Consider the following 21,112-nt stretch of genomic DNA (forward strand, 5'->3'; position numbering starts at 1 on the left):
GTGGGCCCCGCGGCAGCCGCCACGGGACTCGGGACGGACCGTCCCGACGGGCCGGGGGTTGCCCCGCGCGGCGCCGCTCAAACGGGCGCGGCGGGCCACGCGCGCCCGGGTTCATGCGGATCCGCGGCCAGATCAGGTGCATATCCGGGGGGCGGCGCGGGTATGAGGGGAGCCGACACCGGGTAATCGGAGATCACGGACCGGTCGCTGGGGGCGCGTCGGGCGTCCCGGAGGAGCCAACCGACCGCGATACGGTCGGGCCGACGGGAGTGAGTACATGCGGTTCCACGAGGTAGAGAGGCGACCGTGAGCGAGGCGGAGTCAACGATCAACGAGCCCATCTCCGACGACGTGTCCTTCGACGTCGAGGTTCGGGTGGCGGCCACGCCGCAGCACCTCTCGGCGATCCGGGCGGTGGCCGCGGATCTGGCCATGCGGGCCGACTTCGACCTCGACGCGATCGCCGACCTCAAGCTCGCCGTGGACGAGGCATGCTCGACGCTGGTCATGCACGCCGCCTCGGGGACGGAGCTGAGCTGCGCCTTCCGGTGCACGCCGGACGAGATCGCGGTCCGTGCCGTGGTGCCGTCGGCGGACGGCACTCCGCCGCGCCGGGACACGTTCAGCTGGCGGGTGCTGAGCACCCTCGCCGACTTCGTGACCGCTTCGGTGTCCCGGGACGGGACACCGACCAGGGTTCGCATCGATCTGGTCAAGAAGCGCACCACGGTGGTGAATGCGTGACGGGATCGGAGGAGCGACTTCGGGACGGCGCCACCGGCCAGGAGGGTGACGACCAGTCGGCGGAACTGTTCGCCGAGCTGCGCGCGCTGGAGCCGGACAGCGCCCGCTACGGCGAGCTGCGGGATGAGCTGGTCACCCGGTTCCTGCCGGTGGCGCACCGGCTGGCCCGGCGGTTCCGCAACCGGGGCGAGTCGATGGAGGACCTGGAGCAGGTCGCCACGCTCGGCCTGATCAACGCGGTGGACCGGTTCGACCCGGAGCGGGGCACGGACTTCCTGTCCTTCGCCGTTCCGACCGTTCTCGGCGAGCTGCGCCGGCACTTCCGGGACGCCACCTGGTCGATGCGGGTGCCTCGGCGGTTGAAGGAGCTGCACCTGGCGATCAGCGGGGCGGTCGGCGAGCTGTCCCAGCGGCTGGGCAGGGCGCCGACGCCGAGCGAGATCGCCGCGCATCTCGATCTGCCCAGGGAGGACGTGTTCGCCGGCCTGGAGGTCAGCCTGGCCCAGCGAAGCGCGTCGCTGGACGAGGCGCTGCAGCAGGGCGAGCAGGAGGGCCTGTCGCTGGGCGACACGATCGGCTCGGACGATCCGCACCTGGCCGCGGTGGACGAGCGGGAGTCGCTGCATCCGCTGCTGGAGTGCCTGCCGGAGCGGGAGCGGAAGATCCTGGTGCTGCGGTTCGTGCACAACCTCACCCAGACGCAGATCGCCGAGCAGGTGGGCGTCTCCCAGATGCACGTGTCCCGGCTGCTGAGCAAGACCCTGGAAAGGCTGCGCCAGGGTCTCGGCCGGGAACGGTAAGCCCCGGCAGGAGTTCGCACCGCGCCCGCGGTGTGGGACCTCACTAGGGTTAGGAATGTGACCGGTGACGATGACGGAGTGCGACCAGTCGGTCCACCGGTCGTGCCGTAGCCGGGAGGTGTCCCGGCCAGACTGGCGGAGGGGTGGGCAGGCTGATGATCAGCTTCTCCACAGAACACCAGGAGCAGGGCGTCGTCGTGCTCTCCGTGATCGGCGAGGTCGACCTGCACACCGGGCCGGAGCTGCGCTCCGCGGTGCGCGCGGCGCTCACCGACCCCCAAACCAGGCAGGTCAGGGTGGACCTCGCCGGGGTGTCGTTCATGGACTCCACCGGGGTCAGCGCGCTGGTCGGCGGCCACGGCGAGGCCCAGGAGCGGGGCATCACGCTGGTGGTGGCCAACCCGCAGCCGCACGTGTCCAAGGTGCTGCGGATCGTGGGGCTGGACAAGGTGCTCGGGGTCACCTCGGACAGCGCGGGCGGTGGCTGACCGGCGCGGCGGCTCACCCGCCGTTCTTGCCGAGCCAGTCCAGGCAGACCACGGCGGCGTCGTCGTCGAGACCACCACCGCCATAGAACACCAGCAGGTCGCTGATCATGCCGCGGACCACCTCGGCGGGCGGCAGCAGGCGGGTGGACCGGATCACTCGGGGCACGCCCTGCTCGGCGTAGCGCCGCCCGTTCCGGTTGGCGTCGACCACGCCGTCGCTGAGCAGCACCAGCCGGTCCCCCGGCTCGAGTCCGAACCGCTCCGCTGTGTAGACGGTGCCGTCGAACATGCCCAGCGGCAGTTGCTGGTCGAGGCGCAGCCGCCGCAGCTCGGTGCCGCGCAGCAGCCACACCGCGGGCGAGCCCGCGTCCACCGCGGACACCCGGCCGGAGCTCAGGTCCAGTTCGAGCAGCAACGTGGACACGTGCTGGGCGCCGTTGTCGTACGCCCACACCGCCTGGTCGGCCATGGCCATCTGCTCCGCCGGCGGCAGCCCGGCGCGGCGGGCGTTGCGCAGCGCCGAGACGGCCAGCGAGGTGAGCAGTGCGGCCGCCACCCCCTCGCCGAACCCGTTGGTGACGGACAGCGTGAGCCGCCCATCCTCGACGGCCCAGTCGAAGCTGTCGCCGCGCACCGAGTACGCCGGCTCGAGCTGGCCGGCGAGCCGGAACTCGGGGCCGTCCAGCCCGCGGCCGGGCAGCAGCTGCCACTCCATCTCGGCAGCCAGCGTGAGCCGCTGCCGCCGGCGGGCCCGGTGGAACCGGTCGGTGGCGGTCTCCGCGGCGGCGAACGCGTGACCCAGCGCGGTGGCCAACCCCGCCAGCTCGTCGATCTCGGCGGCGGGCAGCGGCACGGCGGTGTGCACGGTGAGCACGCCGATGCGGTTGCCCCGGACGCTCACCGGCAGGTACAAGACCGGGTGACCATCATCAGCGCGGCGCAGGATCTCCTGCCGGGTGAACGACTCTCCCGCGGCCGTGGCCACCACCGGCAACGCGGGCCCGGACTCGTCGAGCGCGGGCTCCAGCGTGTTCTGGTGGTAATCGGCGAGGTGCAGCTCAACCGAGGTGGCGCCGTACTGGGCGCGGATTTGCTCGGCCAGCGCTTCGCCAAGATTATGCGGGGCCGCGTCGAGCATGGCACGCTCGACGGCGACACGGCGATCGATGGGGTGCAACGGTCCTCCTCGCGTCACGCCTGGCGAATGCGGGATACGGCTGGACCGGCCGCCGCATCGGTTGGTACGGCTCAGGCGACGCCGAACGGGCACAGGCGGAGTGATGTATGACGCTGGTACGGGACTCCAACCAGCAGCCGGCCGAGGTGGCCGTCTCCGTCGAGGCGGCAGCCGAGTCTCTGGTGATCATCTGGGACCGCTGCCTGGACCGCGTCCGGCCCCGGGTGTCCGCCTCGCAACTGCGCGCCCTGCTGGTCGTCGACCGGCACCAGTCGATCAATTTGGGTGGGTTGGCGGACGAGTTGGGCGCGATCCCGTCGTCCGCCAGCCGGCTGTGTGACCGGCTGGAGGCCGCCGGCCTGATGGCCCGGCGGACCAGTCCCGACGACCGGCGGGAGGTCGCGCTCAGCCTGACCGCGGCGGGCAGCCGGCTGCTGGCGGACCTGCGCGAGGCGCGCCGCTCGGAATTGGCGCAGGTCCTGGCCGCGATGCCGCCGGCGGCCCGGTCCGCGCTGGTCACCGGTCTGCGGGGGTTCCACGACGCGGCGGCCGGCCGGTTCGCGGAGGAGGAGCGGCCGGCATGACGGCCTGCCCCGCGTGCAGCGGCCGCGTCGGGTGCGGTGGCTTGCGTCGAGGCAACTGCTCCCGCCGGGCGGCAGGCGACGCGGCACGGCGGACAGCTCCGCAGGTGCTCCCGCCGCGGCGGCGGGCAGGGGCGTCGCATGGTCGCCGCCCGCGGGCCCGCGTCAGCCGGCCGCCAGCCTAACCCGCTGGCGGTGCCGCCGCGCCGCGATCAAGGCGCGCCGCTCGCCTTCGCCCATGCCGCCCCAGATTCCGTACGGCTCCTGCACGGCCAGCGCGTGCTCCCGGCATTTCTCGAGCACGGGGCAGGAGAAGCAGATGGCCTTCGCCCTGGCCTCGCGCCGTTCCCGAGCGGGGCCCCGCTCGCCGTCGGGGTGGAAGAACAACGTGCTGTCGAAGCCGCGGCAGGCCCCGTAGAGTTGCCAGTCCCACCGTTCCGCCACGGGCTGCGGCAGGCGGGTCACGTCAGACATGTCGGCGCTCCAAACCGGTTGTCCACGCTGGGGTTCTCCCGCTTGCTACCCGGCGCCGCCACCGGCAAAACGTGAACGCCGGGCACCTTCGACGCCGTGCCATTCCGCCCGCGACCGGCGGCGTTTACCGGGGGACCGTCCGGGAAACATCTGGGAGATACGGCGGGAGGGTGCTGCCAGGAAGTACCGTGCCAGCGGCACGGAAGGACAACACGATCGCGGGGTGGGGAACGCGCGAATGGTGGCCGCGGAACAATGCGGGCCGGTCGGCCGTGCGACGATCGCTGGCGGGCAGCCGAGGTGGCCCTTCCTACCGTGGAAAGGCAGCCGTGCCGGTGGCCACGCGGTGTGGCCACGTTACTGCCGGTGAGGACGATGGACGAGCCCGTGGCGGAGAGCAGCACCACGCTGGCCGTTGACCCACGCTCGTGCGCCCGGGCGCGCCGGTTCGTCGAGCAGGTCCTCGGCGAGTGGGACGCGCCGGACGGGATCATCGGCGATGCCTGCCTGGTGGCGACCGAACTCGTGTCGAACGCGATCGGGCACGCCGTGGGGCCGATCAACCTGCGGCTGGCCTGCTCGCCGCGGAGCTTCACGGTGGAGGTCTTCGACGGCAGCCCGGTGCTGCCGGTCGTGCGCGCGCAGGACGTGCGCAGCGAGCGCGGCCGTGGCCTGCTCCTGGTGTCCCGGGTCTCCAGCGAGTGGGGCACCCGCCAGGTGGGGCGGTCTAAGGCCGTGTGGGCTCGGCTGGATCTGCCCGCGCGGCCCGACTCCCCTGGCCGTTAGCGCTGGCCGTGCCCGGCGGGGTTTCGGTGTGCCGGCACAGCAGCACGCAGACGTCGTCCTCGTGCCGCCGGGTGTTCACCATCTCGTCCACCAGCCGCTCCGCGGTGGTGGTCACGTCCCCGTCGCCGAGCGCGCCGAGGGCGCGGGCCAGCCGGTCGAGGCCGGCGTCGATGTCGCTGTCCCTGCGTTCCACCAGGCCGTCGGTGAACAGCAGCAGCGTGCTGCCCGCCGGCAGTTCGGTCTCGTGCTGCACCGGGGCGAACTCCACCGGCAGGCCCAGCATGGCGGCCTGCGGCTGGTCCAGGAACGTCACCGTGCCCTCGCTCCGGCGCAGCGCGGGCGGCAGGTGACCGGCGCCGGCCCAGCGCAGCCGGCGGCTGGGGATGTCCAACTCGGCGACCACCGCGGTGGCGAACAGCCCCTGCGCCTGGGTGCTCAGCATGCGGTCGAGCAGGGCGAGCGTGGTGGCCGGGTCGTGCCCCTCCATGACGTAGGCGCGCAGCGCGTTCTGCAACTGGCCCATCAGCACGGTCGCCTCGATGCCGTGCCCGGTGACGTCGCCGACGGCCATCACGAGCCGGTCCTCGGAGCGGCGGAACGCGTCGTACCAGTCACCGCCGACGTTGGCGCCCTGGGTGGCCGGCCGGTAGTGCGCGGCAAGAGCGAGGCCGTCGGATGCGGGCAGCCGGGGCAGCAGCGCCTGCTGCAGCGCCTCGGCGAGGTCCCGTTCCTGCTCGTACTCCCAGGCGTTGCGTAAGGTGACCGCCACCCGGGCGGCCACGTGCTTGGCCAGTTCGGTGTCCTCGGCGGTGAACGGTTCCCGCTCCCGGGCCAGCTCCAGCACGCCCAGCGGGACGCGGCCGATGGTCAGCGGGACGAACAGCCGCAGCGTCCCCTCGCCGACGACGTCCCGGTTGCGCAGCGCGGTGGTCGCCGCCCCGGCCGGCCGGTCCCGCGGATCGACCGCGCCCACGCCGAGGCGCAGCCGCCCGTCGTCGCCCATCACCCAGGCCGACACCGATGTGGCCACGCCGCGCTCGATGAGCAGTTCGGACAGCCCGACGAGGATCCGGTCACCGTCCAGTGAGGCGGAGGTGGCCCGGTTGACCTCGTCGAGGAACGCGAGCTGGCCGCGCTGCGCCTCCAGCTCGGCGTGCAGCGCCAGCAGCCCCACGTTGGTCTGGGCCAGTTCGGTCTGGTGCCAGGCCAGCGCGTCCCGCTGCTCGCGGACCACGTCCAGCAGCGGCTCCAGGACCAGGTCGTCGTCGGGTGCGGCGGCCTCGGCGGATTCGCCGGCGGTGATGCTCGGTGGCTCGTCGGCGTCCTCGATCCGCACCCGGATGGACCCGCCGCCGGCGGCGACGATGCGGCGCAGTTCCCGGGCGACGCCGGCGATCAGCGCCGCCCGGGCCTCCGGCTCCAGCGGCAGCTCGGTCACGAGCCGCACGAGGGCGCCGCGGACCCGGAGCGCATCCTGCCGGGTCATCACCCGGTCACTGAGGATCACCATGTGCCGGTACTCCTCGCCGTCGACGCCACCAGCACACAGGCGTCGTCCCGTTTCCGGTAGCCCTGCCACAGCAGCCACCCGGCGACCGCGCCGACGTGCCGGCCGACCAGTTCCGGCCACGCGCGCAGGGACCATCGGTCCGTGAGGCCGTCGGTGTGCAGCACGAGGAGGCTGCCCTTCCGCCAAGGATGCACCGCCTCGGTGGGGAACCGGGAGCCGGCCGGGCCACCGACGATGCCGGGACGGCTCACCAGTCGCTGCTCACCAGCCTCGGTCACCAGCCGGGCGCTCACGTTGCCGATGCCGGCGAAGCGCAGCACCCCCTCGTCCGGGGTGAGCTGGGCGACCGCCACGGCGGCGCCCCGGGTGCCGGCGAGGGCCCGGTGCATCGCGCCCAGCAGCCCGGCCGGCGGCAGTCGCCGGCGGTGGACCGCCACGTCCAGGGCGGTCCTGCTGGCGTGCGCGGCGGGGCGCCCGTGGCCGAGACCGTCACAGACCACCAGGGTGGTGTGCGCGCGGTCGCGCAGCACCAGCCAGGCGTCGCCGGTGTCCCGCTCGCCGGGGCTGGCGGCGGTCAGCGCGGCGACGTCCCCGGGGCGGGGCGTGGGCGCGGCCGCCGGCCACCACCGGGCCAGCACCGCGGTGCCCTGGCCGACGCGCGAGTAGAGGTCGAACTCGTCGGCGGCGCGGCGCACCGCGCCCAGCCCGGCGCCCAACCCGCCCCGGGTGGAGTAGCCGTCGCGCAGGCAGTCCTCCGGGCGGCGCATCCCCGGACCCCGGTCCACGGCGACCATGTCCAGGCAGCCTCCGGCCGCGTCGCCGAGCAGCGCGCCGTCCTCGGCGTGCGCGATGAGGTTGGTGGCCAGTTCGGTGGCGGCCAGGGCGACCCGGTCCACCTGCGCATCGTCCAACCCGGCCGCCCGGCCCGCGCGGGCGGCCAGCAGCCGCGCGTGCACCACGTGCGCCCGCTGCCGAATGCCGAGATCGAACCGCCTCATCGAACGGCCCCTCACCGACCCCGCCGGTTCGGCGCGTGGAAGCCGATCCGCACGGTGGTGCCTCGGCCGGGCTCGGTGTCGATGTGGAACTCGTGCACCAGCCGCCGAGCGCCACCCAGACCGAGCCCGAGCGCGGAGTTGGTGGTGAAACCGTCGGTGAGCGCCTTGTCCACGTCGTCGATGCCGGGACCGCGGTCGGCGAAGACCAACCGGATGGTGGTGCCGCGCTCGTCGCCCTCGGTGGACACGGTCACCTCGCCGCCGCCGCCGTGCACCAGCGTGTTGCGCGCCAGCTCGCTGGCCGCGGTGACCAGTTTGGTCTGGTCCACAAGGGACAGTCCGGCGGCCACCGCGTGCTCGCGGACCACCTTCCGGATCCGGACGATGTCCAGATCCGAGCCGACGTGGATGGCCTGTGCCGACACCGGGCCGCTCATCGCAGCCACCCCGCCGATTCCCGCCGCAGGACGGCGTCCCGGCGACCACGGTCGCCGCGGTTGGACCCCGGCCCGCTCATGGTCGCTCCCGATCACGCACCTCGTCGCGAGCCCGGAGTTCGCGCAGGCCGGCGTCGACCGTCAGGGCGGTGCACAGCCCGCCGAGGTCGAGGCCGAGCTCGGCCATGGTGATGGCGACCGCGGGGCGGATGCCGACCACGACGGTGACCGCGTCCATGGTCGCCGTGACGGCGGCCATGTCGTGCACCACGCGCGCCAGGAAGGAGTCGATGATCTCAACCGCGGAGAGATCCAGCAGCACCCCGCGCGGCGCCACGCTGGCGACCCGGTCCGCGATGTCGTCCTGGAGCCGGATCGCGTCCTCGTCGCCCATGTCGCTGTGCAGGCTGACGAGGAGCACATCGTCGAGCCGGATCACGGGTTGGGTGGTCACGACCGCCTCCCTTGCCGCGACGTCGCGCGCCCCGCTCCCGGGTCGGCAGGGCTGCGCCCCGCCACCCCTGGGGTGGGCCTGACGGCAGGGCGCGCGCCGTGATCACCTCGGGCATCGCGGCTTGACACACGCATCAGGGAGCCACCTAGTGGTTGTCCGCCGCCGCGACGACCAGCCCGATCTGCCGCAGCCCATAGGCCAACGCGTCGGCGAGCGTGGCCCGGGTGGTGACGTCACCGAGGTCGATGCCCAGCTGCACCATGGTCTGCGCGATCTGTGGCCGGATTCCGCTGATCACACACTTCGCGCCCATCAGCCGGGCGGCCATCACGGTGCGCAGCAGGTGCTGGGCGACTGCGGTGTCCACCGTGGACACGCCGGTGATGTCCAGGATGGCCACCCTGGCCTGCTGGTCCACGATCGCCTGCAGCAGCCCCTCCATGGTGGCCTGGGTGCGCGCGCTGTCCAGCGTGCCGATCAGCGGCACCGCCAGGATGCCGTCCCACATCCGGATCACCGGCGTGGACAGCTCCAGCAACTGCTGCCTTTCCTCGACGAGGTCGGCGCTCTCCCCACCGACCAACTCCATGGCCACCAGGCGCAGCGTGTCCAGCGCGGTGGACAGCCGCAGCGCCCCGGGCAGCGCGTCGTCGCCGTCCCGGCTGCTGGTCCACAGCTCCACCACCGGCGGCTTGAGGTCGTGCAGGGTGACCGCGGTCTGGGCGGCCGTCTCGCCCCGGCGGATGCGGTCCATGGCGATCTCGCCGAGCAGGTCCCGTATCGCGTCGAACCCGGCAGCCGTGGGATCCTCGGGCCTGCCGGCGAGGACGACCTCGGCCACGCCGTTCAGCACCGCCCGGCAGTCCCCGCCGGTCCGCCCGGCGAAGAACGTCCGCCGTTGCCAGGCGTCGACGATCTCGTCCCCATGGTGATCGAGGAACTCGGCCACGCTGACGTTGATGTCCTGCACACCGCACCTCTCCGCCGCTTCGGCTGGTCGCGACAGCCCTCCCCGCCGACCGGGACGGCTTCGGCGGCACCGGCACACGCGGCGCCCGTAGATCATTGCCCTGGAACAAACTAATGCCGTCGCGGCGGCCATCTCAAGCCATGCGGACGGCTGTTGAGGAGTCAAGCGGCACGCCGCCGGTGACGACGAAACGGCCCCGCGGTCTCTAGGCTTGGCCCACGGGCCCGTGGCGCCGGGCAGCACCACGGGACACCATACGTGTGTGGGGAGACCGCCGATGACGTCCGACGACCGCCCGGCGGAGGCGACGTCGCAACCCTCCGCCGTTCACTGGCGCACCGAGGGTGACCGGGGGCTGATCACGCTCGCCGGTGAGATCGACTACAGCAACGCCGGGCAGCTGGACACCGCCGTGCGCGAGGTGCTCGCCGCCGGGATCCACCGGCTGACCGTCGACTTCAGCGCGGTGTCCTTCGTGGACTCCGCCTGCCTGAGCGCGTTGGTGCGCGCCCGGGAGGCGACCCAGGAGGCCGGTGTGGAGCTGGTGCTCGCCGCGGTGGGCCGGCCGACCCGGCGGGTGCTCGACATGACCGGGCTGACGTCCCTGTTCCGCATCGAGGAGCGCGCCGGCGGCGGGGGCTGACCCCGCGCCGGCCACGGTCACCGGGGGTGCGCCGGGGCCAGCGGCAGCCGGTCCAGGTCGGCGCCGATGTCCGGCAGCGCCTCGTACACCGCGTCGGCGCCGGCGCCGACGAGTTCGTCGGCGGAGAACCCGCCGGTGCGTACCGCGAGCGCGGGCAGGCCGAGCCGCCGCGCTGCCAGGCAGTCCCACACCGAGTCGCCCACCACGACGGCCCGCCCGCCGTCCACCCGCTCCAGCGCCGCGGCCACCAGGTCGGGCGCCGGCTTGGTGCGCTCCGCGTCCTCGGCGGTGGTCCACGCGTCCGCCAGGCTCCGGCCGTCCAGCAGGTCCAGGTAGCGGTCGACGTGTTCGGGTTTGCCGGAGCTGGCCAGCACCAGCCGGTACCCGCGCGCCCTGGTTTCGGTGAGCAGTTCCCGGGCGCCGGCGAAGGCCGGTACCTCGTCGAGCATGGGGGCGAACTCCTCGGCCCAGGCGGCCCGCACCACGTCGCCGTGCACCTCCTCCACCTCCCGGCCGGCCACGGCGCCGACGAGTTGGTCCCCGCCCATGCCGATGGCCCGGTGGATCCGCCACACCGGCGGCGTCACGCCCACCCGGCGGAACGCGCGGAACCAGGCCAGCGCGTGGTGGTAGTTGGTGTCCACCAGGGTGCCGTCCACATCGAACACCACGGTGTCCCGCTCGCCGCGTGCCCCGCGGTCGGCACGGGTGCCGTGGCTCGACACAGGGGTGCTCATGCCCCTCGAGGTGCCCGCCGGGGGGCGGCGGCAAACCGGCGAGCCCGCGGCCGCGGGACCGGGCGCGGCGGCGCACGCGTCAGACGTCGACCAGCTTGTCCGCCGCGGGCGCGGCCGCGTCGATGTCCTCGATCCGCGCCACGTACCGGCGCAGCAGCTCGTCGAAGATCGGTGTACCCACGGCGTCCTGCTCGCCGGTGGGCTGCTGCCAACCGGCGATCTGGCCGACGAAGTCGACACCGTCCACCCGGCACCTCCTTGCGCGCACCCCGTGGTTCCGCCTTGCTCGGGGAGCCCAGGGGAAAGTCTGACCCCTGGAAGGAGATCAACTTTCCGGTGCCGGGCCCGGCTCACCCCACCGTGCCGGGGGCCTCACCCGGCCGGGTGGCCCGCAGCGCCGCGGCCACCCGGTGGACCCGCGGGTCCGCCATCAGCTCCTCCAGGGTCACCGGCAGCGGGATGCGCCAGTTCGGGTACTCGTGCACGGTGCCGGGCAGGTTCGGCTGCCGCACCTCGCCGATGGCGTCCGCCGGCGCGGCCAGCAGCAGCCGGCACGGGGTGCGCGCCAGCAGGCGGTGCATGGCCAGCACGACGTCCTGCTCGTCGGCCCGCTCCGGCTGCGGTCCGAGCAGGCCGTGCGTGCGCAGCAGGTCAAGCAGTTCGTGCCGCTCCTCCGCGGCGGCGCGGCGTTCCCGTTCCGGGTCACGGGCCAGCACGCCGAGTTCGGCGCGCACCTCGACGTGCTCGCCGCGCAGGAAGCCGGTCGCGGTGGGCAGGTCGTGGGTGGAGACGCTGGCCGCCGCGCGCTCCGGCCACGCCTCGGGCGGCAGCAGCCGGCCGTCCGGGCCGCGGGTGAACCACAGCACGGCGCTGCCCAGCGCGCCCATCTCGCGCAGTGCGGTGCGGACCCGTTCCTCCACGGTGCCCAGGTCCTCGCCGATCACCACGGCGCCCGCCCGGTACGCCTCCAGGGCCAGCACGCCGAGCAGCGCGTCCGCGTCGTAGCGGACGTAGCTGCCGTGCTCCGGCGACCCGCCGCGCGGGATCCACCACAGCCGCCACAGCCCGGCCACGTGGTCCACCCGCAGGCCGCCCCCGTGTGCGAGGCCGGCGCGCAGCACGTCCCGGAACGGGCGGTAACCGGCCTCGGCCAGCCGCACCGGATGCCACGGTGGCAGGCCCCAGTCCTGACCCCGCTGGTTGAACGCGTCCGGGGGCGCGCCCACGGTGACCCCGCCGGCCAGCACGTCCTGCAGCGCCCAGGCGTCCGCGCCGTGCGGGTCGACGCCCACCGCGAGGTCATGCAGCACGCCGATGGGCATGCCGGCGTCGCGGGCGGCGCGCTGGGCGGCGTCCAGCTGTGCCGCGCACAGCCGCTGTACCCAGGCGTGGAACGCGACCCGATCGGCGAGTTGGGCGCGGGCCTCGGCGACCGCCGGGGAGCCGGGATGGCGCAGCGGTGGCGGCCAGTCCCGCCAGCGGGGCCCGTACCGCTCGGCGAGCGCGCAGAACGTGGCGAAGTCCAGCAGGTCCGCACGGTCCGGGAGGTCGATGCCGGCCGGCCGCAGCAGTTCCAGCGCCCGCCGCTTGGCCCACCACACCCGGTCGTACTCGACGCGGTCGGCCAGCCGGTGCGGCCGCAGCGCGTCCACGGCGCGGCGGGTGTCCGGGTCGGCGGCGGCGTACTCGGCGGTGTCCTCGATCCGCAGGTACAGCGGGTTGGCGAAGCGGCGGCTGGACGGCGAGTAGGGGGACGGCTCGACCGGCAGGACCGGGGTGACCGCGTGCAGCGGGTTGACCAGTAGCGCGCCGGCGCCGAGCCGCCGCCCGGACCAGCGCGCCAGCTCGCGCAGGTCGGCCAGGTCGCCGATGCCCCAGGAGCCGGCCGAGTGCACGGCGTAGAGCTGCAGCATCCACCCCCAGGCCGGCGGCGGTGGCGGCAGCGCGCGCGGTGCGACGACCAGGGTCACCTCCTGCTCGGCCACGGCCAGCCGGTGCCAGCCCAGCGGCAGGTCCCGGGGCAGCCGCCCGTCCACCGGCCGGCTGCAGCCGCTCTCGAGCCGCACCACGCCCCGGCCGGGCAGCCACCGCGCCTCGCCCTGGCGCACCACCACGGCGGGCGGCAGTCGGCCGCGCCGCCGGCGGTCGCGCAGCGCGGCCAGGGCGTCCCGCACCGCCGCCGGGCCGCCGGCGTCCACCCCCAGCTCCGCCAGCACGGCCACCACCACGGCGGGGTCCACCCGGACCCGGCGACCCTCGTGGTTCTCGTAGGACGTGGCCACACCCATGGCCTCGGCCAGTTCCGCGAGGTCCTCGTCCATCGCCGCGTCGCCCTCCCCGGTTCGCCCCGTGGCCTTCTGCCTGCCCGCGGACCCCGCCCCAAGCCTGGCCGGTGCTCCCGCGTCCGGCACAGCCGGTCTCGCCCGGGCAGACGCGCGGTTGTGCCCGTTCGGCCCAGCCCGCTGAGCGCTACGTGGTCGGCGTGGCCGGAGCACCGACCCGGCCGGTCCAGTCGGCGACCACGTCGGCGAGCACGGCCAGCGGCAGCGGACCGCCGCCCAGCACCACGTCGTGAAACGCCCGGATGTCGAAGCGCTCCCCCAGCGCCCGCTCCGCCTCGGCGCGGATCCGCTGGATCTCCAGCCGGCCCACCATGTACGCCAGGGCCTGGCCCGGCCAGGCGATGTAGCGGTCCACCTCGGCGACGATCTCCACCTGGGCCATCGGGGTGTTCTCCGCCAGGTATCGCACCGCCCGGTCGCGGCTCCAGCCGAACGCGTGCACCCCGGTGTCCACCACCAGCCGGCCGGCCCGCATCGAGTCCAGGGTCAGCATGCCCAGCCGGGACAGGTCGTCCGAGTACAGGCCCATCTCGTCGGCCAGCCGCTCGGTGTACAGGCCCCAACCCTCCAGGTACGCGGTGACCGGCGCCACCCGGCGCAGCAGCGGCAGGTCGGTGAGTTCCTGGGCGAGGGAGAGTTGGAAGTGGTGCCCGGGCACCGCCTCGTGGAAGGCGGTGGCCTCGGCGGCGTGCCGGTACCGCTCCTCGGCCCGGTGGGTGTTGGCGAAGTAGGTGCCCGGTCGGGAGCCGTCCATGGCCGGCGGGACGTAGTAGGCGGCTGGAGCGCCCGGTGCCTCGCCCGCCGGCACCGGCCGCACCTCGCACCGCTGCGCGGGCAACCGGCCGAACCAGCGGGGCGCGGCCTCCTCGGCGCGGGCGATCGCCCGCCGGGCCGTCTCGAGCATCTCCTCGGCGCCGCCCCAGCGCAGCGCCGGGTCGGAACGCAGCCGCTCGAGCACCTCGGCGACGTCGGCGGTGCCGAAGGCGCGGGCACCGATCTCGGCGTACTCATCGGCCAGCCGCGCCATGATCTCCCGGCCGGTGCGGTGCAGCTCCTCGGGGGTGCGGTCGGTGGTGGTGAACGACCGGGCGGCGCCGGCGTAGGCGCGCTCGCCGTCCGGCAGCCAGCACAGACCGGGACGGTCGTCGCCCCGCCCGTGCGGCACCACCTCGGTGGCCAGCGCCTCCTGGTACCGGGCGAACGCCGGGCGCACCACCTCCGCGAGCAGGCGGTCCCGCTCGGCGGTGAACGAGTCGTCCCCGTCCACCGGCTGGGGCCGGGCCAGCGGGTCCGCCTCCGGCGCGCCGAGGTAGCCGTCCAGGTGCCGCACGGCCGCCTCGGCGAGGTAGCGGACCGGCAGCCGGCCGGCGGCGATCCCGGCCCGGTGCCGCGCGGCCGCGGCGTCCAGGTACTCCGGCACCGCAGCCAGCCGACGCAGGTAGGCGCGCGCATGCTCGGGCCCGGGTAGCGAGATCAGCGGCAGGAAGTAGAGCAGTGCTGAGGCGGGCGCCACCAACAGGTCGGTGACGGTGAACTCGACGGTGTGCGCGTCGATCCGGTCCAGCAGCGACCGGGCCTGCTGCCCGACCACGTCCCGGGTGACCCGCTCGGTGGCGTCGCGCGGCTCGGCAGCCTCGGCCCGCCGGGCCAGGTCCGCCGCGCGGGTGCGCAGCGCGGACTCTCCGGTCTGGCTGAGGTCCGGCAGCCGCTCGTCCCGGTCCCGGATGCCGTACAGCGTCGCGGACAGCGGGTCCTCGTCGAAGAGCAGTTCCGTCATCTGGTCGGCGAGCCGCGCGACCTCGCCCGGTGCCTCGGTCATGGTCCAGCCTCCGCGGAAGGGAACACGTCCGGCGGCGTGCGCCACCGGCAAGCAGAGTCTCCTATCCGGCGTCGGGTTGCCGGCGCCACTCCCTCCGCTCCGCCATGACCGCCACCACACGAGCTCGCCGGCCGAGCGGCTGCTTCGCAGCGCGGTCGGTCGACTCCGGATGGTCACCCCGAGCCACCGCGGCAGCCGCCGCCGGGTCAGCCAGCGCACCGCCGGGTCCAGCCCGATCGCCATCGTCTGGCTGCAGATCTTCCGGGTGCCTTACCCGGTGCTCCTTGCCCTGTTCGTCGCGTTGATGGACCTCATCCCGGTGGTCGGCTCCACCCTGGCCGGGATCGTGGTCTGCCTGGTGGCGCTCACCGTCTCACTGCCGATCGCGCTGGCCACCGCCGGATACCTCGTCGCCTACCGGCTCGCCGAGGACTACCTGCTGGTACCGAAGATCATCGGCAGGACGGTGCGGGTGCCCCCGCTGGTGACCGTGGTCGCGGTGCTGGTCGGCGGGGTGATGCTGGGCATCATCGGCGCGCTGGTGGCCATCCCGGTGGCGGCCGCCATCGGGCTGCTGCTCGACGAAGTTGTCTTCCCTCGGCTGGACCGAAGCTGAGCCGTAACCATACGGACCCACGGGATTACTCCATTCGTGTTGTAGTTGAGCACGAAGGCTACGAACGCGCGATCATGTCCAGGTGCGGTCCGATGCCGGTGGGGAGGGAGTGACCATGAGCGACGACCGACCGGTAGCGCGGCCGCTCACCACCCCGGCGACGGCCCGGGGCGTCACTCTCGGTACGGCCAGGCCGAACCATCCGGAGCCGCGGTCGCCACCCGCGCCGGAAGCCTGACCGACGCCGGTGGCGGGCGGCGACACCGCGGCCACCGACACCCGTGGGAGCGGCCGGACGCACGACGCACGGGCCCGCGTCGCCGGCGAGACCCCACCGGCACAAAAACCTCCGACTTTCCCGGCCGGCGCCGATACAGTGACGGGCCGGTGACGGGTTCGGTGCGACGACGCACCACGGGGTCCGACCGGCACCGTTTCGCCGGTCGAATCCGAGAGATCACGGTCACGCCGCCCTCCGGTTGCGAAGCACCGTCCAGGCCAGCACGGTAAGGAGGCCGGCCAAGGGCGACCGCAAGCCGCCCGCGGACGGGAACCGTACAGCGCCGGTGGCGTGACCAACGTCCACAAAGGAGCTCCCGCGACCACGATCCGGTTCCCCGGCCCGCGTCGGCTCACGACACCGCACACCAACGACGGCGCCGCGGGTGAGTTCGGCCCCTGGGCGGTAGCGCTCCGGTCGTGCTGCCGGGTGGCACCGGTGTGGACACCGGTCGCCGCCGAGTCCGGTCCTCGACGGTCCGGTCCCCGGTTATGCGGCACAACTCAACACACAGCGAACTCCGACGTCACGGCCATCCAGGCGAAGGGGCCCCCGGTCGCGCGCGGCGGGGACCGTAGCGGTAGTGGCTGCAGTGACCCACCGGAAGACGTCTGCAGAGCGGATCTCGGAGGACTCTACGTGGTCGACACACCCGCCCGCCCCAGCCGGGCCTCCTCCCCTGCGCGGTCCTTCCTGTCCTCGTTCACACCGTCCCGTCTCGGCCCGCCGCCGACCGCGGAACCCGACACCGCGGCACTGCACCGGCGCGCCCGGGGCGAGAACTTCACCGTCGCGAGCTACCTGCTGCCGTCCCGCATCCGCCGTCGGCTGATGTCCATCTACGCGTTCGCCCGGCTGGTCGACGACATCGGCGACGAGGTGCCCGGCAACCGGATGGTGCTGTTCGACAAGATCTCCCGGGACCTCGACCGGCTCTACGCCGGTTTCCCGCCGCCGTACCAGCTGTACCGCGACCTGGCCGCGACCATCAACGAGTGCCGCATCCCCCGTGACCCGTTCGACCGCCTCGTCGCGGCGAACCGGCAGGACCAGGTGGTGCGCCGCTACGACACCTTCGACGACCTGCTCGGCTACTGCACGCTCGCCGCGAATCCGATCGGCCACCTGGTGCTGTACGTGTTCGACGTGATGTCCGAGCGGCGCAAGGTGCTCTCCGACAAGGTGTGCTCCGCGCTGCAGGTGCTGGAGCACTGCCAGGACGTGCCGGAGGACTACGGCCGGGGCCGCATCTACCTGCCGACCGAGGACCTCAAGCGGTTCGGCGTCGCGGAGTCCGACCTGGCCGCGCCGAGGGCGAGCCGCGAGGTGCGGGCGCTGCTGGCCTTCGAGACCCAGCGGGCGCTGCGGCTGCTGGACGAGGGCAGCCCGGTGGTGGAGACGCTGACCGGCGCGGCCCGGCTGGCCGTCGCCGGCTACGTGGCCGGCGGCCGGGCCACCGCGGCCGCGCTCGCCGAGGCCCGGTTCGACGTGCTGACCGGCACACCACGCCCGCGCCGCAGCCGGACCGTGGCCGAGTGGGTCCGGCTGCTCGCGGTCGGGGGTGCCCGGTGAACGTCGACGAGGCTTACCAGCACTGCGAACGGATCACCCGGCGGGAGGCTCGCAACTTCTCCTACGGCATCCGGCTGCTGCCACCGCCGAAGCGGCGGGCGCTTTCCGCCGTGTACGCGTTCGCCCGCCGGGTGGACGACATCGGCGACGGTTGCGCGCCCACCGAGCAGCGCCTCGCCGCCCTGGACGAGGTCCGCGACCAGTTGCACACCCTGCCGGAGCGGCGCGACGACCCGGTGCTGGTCGCGCTGAACGACGCGGCGCAGCGGATGGACCTGCCGCTGACCGCGTTCGACGAACTCATCGACGGTTGCCGCGCGGACGTCCTGGGCCGCAGCTACCGCACCTTCGACGAGCTGCGCTGGTACTGCGGCTGCGTGGCCGGCTCGATCGGCCGGCTGTCGCTGGGCGTGTTCGGCAGCGACAGCCCCGCGCGGGACACCAGGCTGGCCGACGCGCTCGGGGTGGCGCTGCAGCTCACCAACATCCTGCGGGACGTGCTGGAGGACCGCCGCAACGGCCGCATCTACCTGCCGACCGAGGAGTTGGAGCGGTTCGACTGCACGCTCGAGATGGACGAGCAGGGCCGGCTGGTGGACGACGAGGACGCGCTCATCGCGTTGCTGCAGTACCAGGGCATGCGCGCGGAGGAGTGGTACGACGTGGGGTTGGGGCTGCTGTCCCATCTGGACTCCCGAAGCCGGGCCTGCTGCGCGGCGATGGCCGGGATCTACCACCGGCTGCTGCTGCGGATGATGAGTCGCCCGTGGACGGTGCTGCGTACCCGGACCTCGTTGCCGGACTGGGAGAAGGCCGTGGTCGCCGCCCGCTCGCTGGCGGGGGCGGCTCCCTGATGCGTGTGTCACATCTGGTGCGCCCCGGCGACGCGATCGCGGTCGCGCGCGGACTCGCGGAGAAGGAGGCCCCGTGACGGCGCGAATATCCTGCCTCGCAACGGTTTCCGACCCCGGGACGGAGGCGCCGGCGGTGCGCGCCGGCCATGGCGACCGGCGAGCGTACTCCGGGCCGTGCCAACCCGCGGAAGGAACGACATGACCGAGCACGTCGTGGTGGTGGGTGGCGGGTTGGCCGGCCTGGCCGCGGCATGCCGGCTGGCCGACGCGGGCGCGCGGGTGACCGTGCTGGAGGCGCGTGCCCGGCTCGGCGGGGCGACGTTCTCCTTCCGCCGCGACGGTCTCGTCGTGGACAACGGCCAGCACGTTCTCCTTCGTTGCTACACGGAGTATCTCGACTTTCTGCGCCGCCTCGGTGTCGCCGACCGGGTCCACATGCAGGAACGGTTCCACGTTGCGGTGCTCGGCGCGGACGGCCGGCGGGGCGAGCTGCGCCGCACCGGCCTGCCCGCGCCGCTGCACCTGGCGGCCACGCTCGCCGGCTACCGCATGCTGCCGGTGGCCGACCGGTTGCGGGTGCTGCGGGCGGCGCAGGCGATGCGCCGGCTCGACCCGGCGGACCCGGTACTGGACGAGCGGAGCTTCGGCGACTGGCTGGCCGCACACGGGCAGAACGCCGCGACGGTGGCCGCGCTGTGGAACCTGATCACGGTCGCGGCGCTGAACACCGACGCGGCGCACGCCTCGCTGGCCCTGGCCGCGATGGTGTTCCGCACCGCCCTGCTGGACCGGGCGGACGCCAGCGACATCGGCGTGCCGTCGGTTCCGCTGGACGCGCTGCACGCCGAGCCGGCCGCGGCCTACCTGCGCGAGCGGGGCGCCGAGGTGCGCACCCGGGACGCGGTGCGGGCCGTGCGGCCGGCCGGGTCCGGCTTCGAGGTGGTGCTGGACGACCGGACGGTGCGCGCGGACGCCGTGGTGCTGGCGGTCCCGCCGGAGCCGGCGAGCCGGATCTGCCCCAGCGATGCGGTCGGCGAGCCGGGAGGTTGGGAGCGCCTCGGTTCCGCGCCGATCGTCAACGTGCACGTCGTCTACGAACGTCGGGTGACCGACGAGCCGTTCGTCGCGGTGGTCGACTCGCCCGTGCAGTGGGTGTTCGACCGCACCTCGATCGCAGGCACCAGCCAGGGCCAGTACCTGGCCGTGTCGGTGTCCGCGGCCCACCGGTGGGTGGACACGCCCACCGCGGAGCTGCGCGAGTTGTTCCTGGGTGAACTCGGGCGGCTGTTGCCGGCCGCCCGGGGCACGCGCAGCACGGAGTTCTTCGTCACCCGCGAGCGAAGAGCCACGTTCCGCCAGGCACCGGGCACCGCCCGGCTGCGCCCCGCGGCGGTGACCGGGCTGCCCGGCCTGCTGCTGGCCGGAGCGTGGACCGCGACCGGGTGGCCCGACACGATGGAGGGAGCTGTGCGGAGCGGGCACGAAGCGGCCAGACTCGCGATCAACCACCTGTCCGGTCGCCGGGTCGGGAGCGTTGCCTGATGTCGATGTCAAGCCGCGGCACCCGAAATAGCCAGCTCGCGGGCTGGCGCGGTCCCCTCGACCTCGCGGAGGGCGCGGCATGAGCGCGACGGGCCCGTGCCATGCCCGCACCACCGGCACGTGGCCGACGCCGCCCGGCGGCGCGACCCGGCCACGGCCCTGCACGTCCACAGTGGACGTCTGGGCGAAAGCGCGTCTTTCCGTTACGGCGGTCAAGGATACCGGCGAGCAACCGACCACACGTCAGGGGGGATCATGACGGCTACGCTGCCCAAACCGGTCACGATCGCGGGGGACCTGGTCCAGCCGGCGCTGCGGCACGCGGTCGCCGGCCTGGACGGCTCGGTGCGCCACGTCGTGAGCTACCACCTCGGTTGGGTCGACGAGCACGGCAACCCGACCACCGGGGGCGGCGGCAAGGCGCTGCGCCCGGCGTTGACCCTGCTGGCCGCGCAGGCCGCCGGCGCGGAACCGGACCGCGCCGTGCCCGGCGCGGCGGCCGTGGAACTGGTGCACAACTTCTCCCTGCTGCACGACGACGTGATGGACGGGGACGTGGAGCGCCGGCACCGCCCGACCGCGTGGCGGCTGTTCGGCGTCGGCGCGGCGATCCTGGCCGGGGACGCGCTGCTCACGCTCGCCGTGGACGTGCTGCAGCGGGAGGCGGACTTGCCGACCGCCCGGGCGGCGACCGCCTGCCTGACCGACACCGTGCAGCGGCTGATCGCCGGGCAGAGCGCGGACGTGGAGTTCGAGCGGCGCGCCGACGTCACGCTGGGCGAGTGCCTGGCCATGGCCGCCGGCAAGACCGGCGCCCTGATGCGCTGCGCCACGTCCATCGGCGCGATCCTGGTCGGCGCGCCACCCGACGTGGTGGACACGCTCGGCCAGTACGGCGCACACCTCGGGCTGGCGTTCCAACTCGTCGACGACATGCTGGGGATCTGGGGCAGGCCCGGGGTCACCGGCAAGCCGGTGCTCGCCGATCTGCGGGTGCGCAAGCGCTCCGTGCCGGTGGTGGCCGCGCTGTCCTCCGGAACGCCGGCCGGCGAGCGGCTCCGCGAGTTCTACCGCCGCCCCGAACCTCCCCGAGAGGAGGAGCTGGCCGAGATGGCCGACCTCGTGGAACGCGCCGGTGGTCTGACGTGGACGGAGACCGAGGCGCGGCGGCACGTGCAGGCCGCCGGCGACTGCCTGGCCACGCTGGACGCGCCGGCCGAGGCGCGGGACGCCCTGTGGCAGATCGCCCTGTTCGTGACGGAGCGTGACCGGTGAGCGAGGTGGTCAG

Annotated in this window: 22 protein-coding genes; 11 read left to right on the forward strand and 11 right to left on the reverse strand. The window is 74.0% G+C overall.

The annotated features are described in order from the left end of the window. Positions 1 to 306: 306 nt before the first annotated feature. The 3 genes from FFT21_RS01420 (at position 307) to FFT21_RS01430 (ending at position 2,032) form a co-directional block, all read left to right on the forward strand. Positions 307 to 744: an ATP-binding protein gene (locus FFT21_RS01420; protein ID WP_137811851.1), complete on the forward strand. Its 438-nt coding sequence runs from the start codon at positions 307 to 309 to the stop codon at positions 742 to 744. Next, complete coding sequence (locus FFT21_RS01425; protein ID WP_225978014.1) at positions 741 to 1,544, forward strand: SigB/SigF/SigG family RNA polymerase sigma factor; 804 nt, start codon at positions 741 to 743, stop codon at positions 1,542 to 1,544. Before FFT21_RS01420 ends, FFT21_RS01425 begins: the two co-directional genes overlap by 4 nt. Before the next feature lie 143 nt (positions 1,545 to 1,687). Then, positions 1,688 to 2,032, forward strand: coding sequence for an STAS domain-containing protein (locus FFT21_RS01430; RefSeq protein WP_137811852.1), 345 nt, complete (start codon positions 1,688 to 1,690; stop codon positions 2,030 to 2,032). Positions 2,033 to 2,045: 13 nt separating this feature from the next. Here the strand turns inward: FFT21_RS01430 and FFT21_RS01435 are convergent, their stop codons facing one another. Beyond that, complete coding sequence (locus FFT21_RS01435) at positions 2,046 to 3,209, reverse strand: PP2C family protein-serine/threonine phosphatase (protein WP_225978015.1); 1,164 nt, start codon at positions 3,207 to 3,209, stop codon at positions 2,046 to 2,048. 107 nt (positions 3,210 to 3,316) lie between these two features. Here FFT21_RS01435 and FFT21_RS01440 point away from each other — a divergent pair, with 107 nt between their 5' ends. Beyond that, the gene (locus FFT21_RS01440; protein WP_137811853.1) at positions 3,317 to 3,793 is read left to right on the forward strand and encodes a MarR family winged helix-turn-helix transcriptional regulator; all 477 of its coding nucleotides are present in this window, start codon (positions 3,317 to 3,319) and stop codon (positions 3,791 to 3,793) included. A 162-nt stretch (positions 3,794 to 3,955) separates the two neighbouring features. On the opposite strand, the gene FFT21_RS01445 is transcribed toward FFT21_RS01440, so the two are convergent. Continuing rightward, a complete protein-coding gene (locus tag FFT21_RS01445) occupies positions 3,956 to 4,264 on the reverse strand; it encodes a WhiB family transcriptional regulator (protein WP_137811854.1) in 309 nt (102 codons plus the stop codon). Positions 4,265 to 4,639: 375 nt separating this feature from the next. On the opposite strand from FFT21_RS01445, the gene FFT21_RS01450 reads away from it, so the two are divergent. Beyond that, on the forward strand, positions 4,640 to 5,050 hold the full coding sequence (locus tag FFT21_RS01450; RefSeq protein WP_192909331.1) for an ATP-binding protein: 411 nt from the start codon (positions 4,640 to 4,642) through the stop codon (positions 5,048 to 5,050). On the opposite strand, the gene FFT21_RS01455 is transcribed toward FFT21_RS01450, so the two are convergent. The 5 genes from FFT21_RS01455 to FFT21_RS01475 all read right to left on the reverse strand — a co-directional run bounded on the left by FFT21_RS01455 (position 4,992) and on the right by FFT21_RS01475 (position 9,419). Then, positions 4,992 to 6,560 (reverse strand): PP2C family protein-serine/threonine phosphatase, encoded by a 1,569-nt coding sequence (locus tag FFT21_RS01455; RefSeq protein WP_137811856.1) that lies wholly within the window; start codon positions 6,558 to 6,560, stop codon positions 4,992 to 4,994. The genes FFT21_RS01450 and FFT21_RS01455 overlap by 59 nt on opposite strands. Beyond that, a complete protein-coding gene (locus tag FFT21_RS01460) occupies positions 6,554 to 7,558 on the reverse strand; it encodes a SpoIIE family protein phosphatase (protein WP_137811857.1) in 1,005 nt (334 codons plus the stop codon). The genes FFT21_RS01455 and FFT21_RS01460 overlap by 7 nt, the downstream gene beginning before the upstream one ends. A gap of 11 nt (positions 7,559 to 7,569) precedes the next feature. Further along, entirely contained in the window at positions 7,570 to 7,995 is a 426-nt protein-coding gene (locus tag FFT21_RS01465; protein ID WP_137811858.1) for an anti-sigma regulatory factor, read from the reverse strand. 76 nt (positions 7,996 to 8,071) lie between these two features. After that, positions 8,072 to 8,449, reverse strand: coding sequence for an STAS domain-containing protein (locus FFT21_RS01470; protein WP_137811859.1), 378 nt, complete (start codon positions 8,447 to 8,449; stop codon positions 8,072 to 8,074). Positions 8,450 to 8,594: 145 nt separating this feature from the next. Then, positions 8,595 to 9,419, reverse strand: coding sequence for an STAS domain-containing protein (locus FFT21_RS01475; RefSeq protein WP_225978016.1), 825 nt, complete (start codon positions 9,417 to 9,419; stop codon positions 8,595 to 8,597). Between the two features lie 277 nt (positions 9,420 to 9,696). Between FFT21_RS01475 and FFT21_RS01480 the strand changes: the two genes are divergently transcribed. Beyond that, positions 9,697 to 10,062, forward strand: coding sequence for an STAS domain-containing protein (locus FFT21_RS01480; protein WP_137811861.1), 366 nt, complete (start codon positions 9,697 to 9,699; stop codon positions 10,060 to 10,062). Between the two features lie 17 nt (positions 10,063 to 10,079). Here the strand turns inward: FFT21_RS01480 and FFT21_RS01485 are convergent, their stop codons facing one another. From FFT21_RS01485 to FFT21_RS01495, 4 genes are all read right to left on the reverse strand, one after another. Beyond that, positions 10,080 to 10,799 carry an HAD family hydrolase gene (locus tag FFT21_RS01485; RefSeq protein WP_137811862.1) on the reverse strand — a complete coding sequence of 240 codons (720 nt, stop codon included), beginning with the start codon at positions 10,797 to 10,799 and terminating at the stop codon, positions 10,080 to 10,082. A gap of 79 nt (positions 10,800 to 10,878) precedes the next feature. Then, positions 10,879 to 11,046, reverse strand: coding sequence for a hypothetical protein (locus tag FFT21_RS28710; protein WP_153816525.1), 168 nt, complete (start codon positions 11,044 to 11,046; stop codon positions 10,879 to 10,881). Positions 11,047 to 11,149: 103 nt separating this feature from the next. Beyond that, positions 11,150 to 13,120 carry a 4-alpha-glucanotransferase gene (gene malQ / locus FFT21_RS01490; RefSeq protein WP_137811863.1) on the reverse strand — a complete coding sequence of 657 codons (1,971 nt, stop codon included), beginning with the start codon at positions 13,118 to 13,120 and terminating at the stop codon, positions 11,150 to 11,152. 148 nt (positions 13,121 to 13,268) lie between these two features. Continuing rightward, the gene (locus FFT21_RS01495) at positions 13,269 to 14,960 is read right to left on the reverse strand and encodes a DUF885 domain-containing protein (protein WP_137811864.1); all 1,692 of its coding nucleotides are present in this window, start codon (positions 14,958 to 14,960) and stop codon (positions 13,269 to 13,271) included. A gap of 169 nt (positions 14,961 to 15,129) precedes the next feature. Here FFT21_RS01495 and FFT21_RS29475 point away from each other — a divergent pair, with 169 nt between their 5' ends. The 5 genes from FFT21_RS29475 to FFT21_RS01520 all read left to right on the forward strand — a co-directional run bounded on the left by FFT21_RS29475 (position 15,130) and on the right by FFT21_RS01520 (position 21,099). Next, complete coding sequence (locus FFT21_RS29475) at positions 15,130 to 15,576, forward strand: AI-2E family transporter (RefSeq protein WP_225978017.1); 447 nt, start codon at positions 15,130 to 15,132, stop codon at positions 15,574 to 15,576. A 919-nt stretch (positions 15,577 to 16,495) separates the two neighbouring features. Further along, positions 16,496 to 17,428 (forward strand): squalene synthase HpnC, encoded by a 933-nt coding sequence (gene hpnC / locus FFT21_RS01505; RefSeq protein WP_225978018.1) that lies wholly within the window; start codon positions 16,496 to 16,498, stop codon positions 17,426 to 17,428. Next, positions 17,425 to 18,282, forward strand: a complete 858-nt coding sequence (gene hpnD / locus FFT21_RS01510; RefSeq protein ID WP_137811866.1) for a presqualene diphosphate synthase HpnD — start codon at positions 17,425 to 17,427, stop codon at positions 18,280 to 18,282. The genes hpnC and hpnD overlap by 4 nt, the downstream gene beginning before the upstream one ends. 198 nt (positions 18,283 to 18,480) lie before the next feature. Further along, entirely contained in the window at positions 18,481 to 19,824 is a 1,344-nt protein-coding gene (gene hpnE, locus FFT21_RS01515; protein WP_137811867.1) for a hydroxysqualene dehydroxylase HpnE, read from the forward strand. Between the two features lie 255 nt (positions 19,825 to 20,079). Beyond that, the gene (locus tag FFT21_RS01520; RefSeq protein ID WP_137811868.1) at positions 20,080 to 21,099 is read left to right on the forward strand and encodes a polyprenyl synthetase family protein; all 1,020 of its coding nucleotides are present in this window, start codon (positions 20,080 to 20,082) and stop codon (positions 21,097 to 21,099) included. Positions 21,100 to 21,112: the final 13 nt, after the last annotated feature.

The sequence above is a fragment of the Gandjariella thermophila genome (assembly GCF_005405885.1).
Classification (GTDB): domain Bacteria; phylum Actinomycetota; class Actinomycetes; order Mycobacteriales; family Pseudonocardiaceae; genus Gandjariella; species Gandjariella thermophila.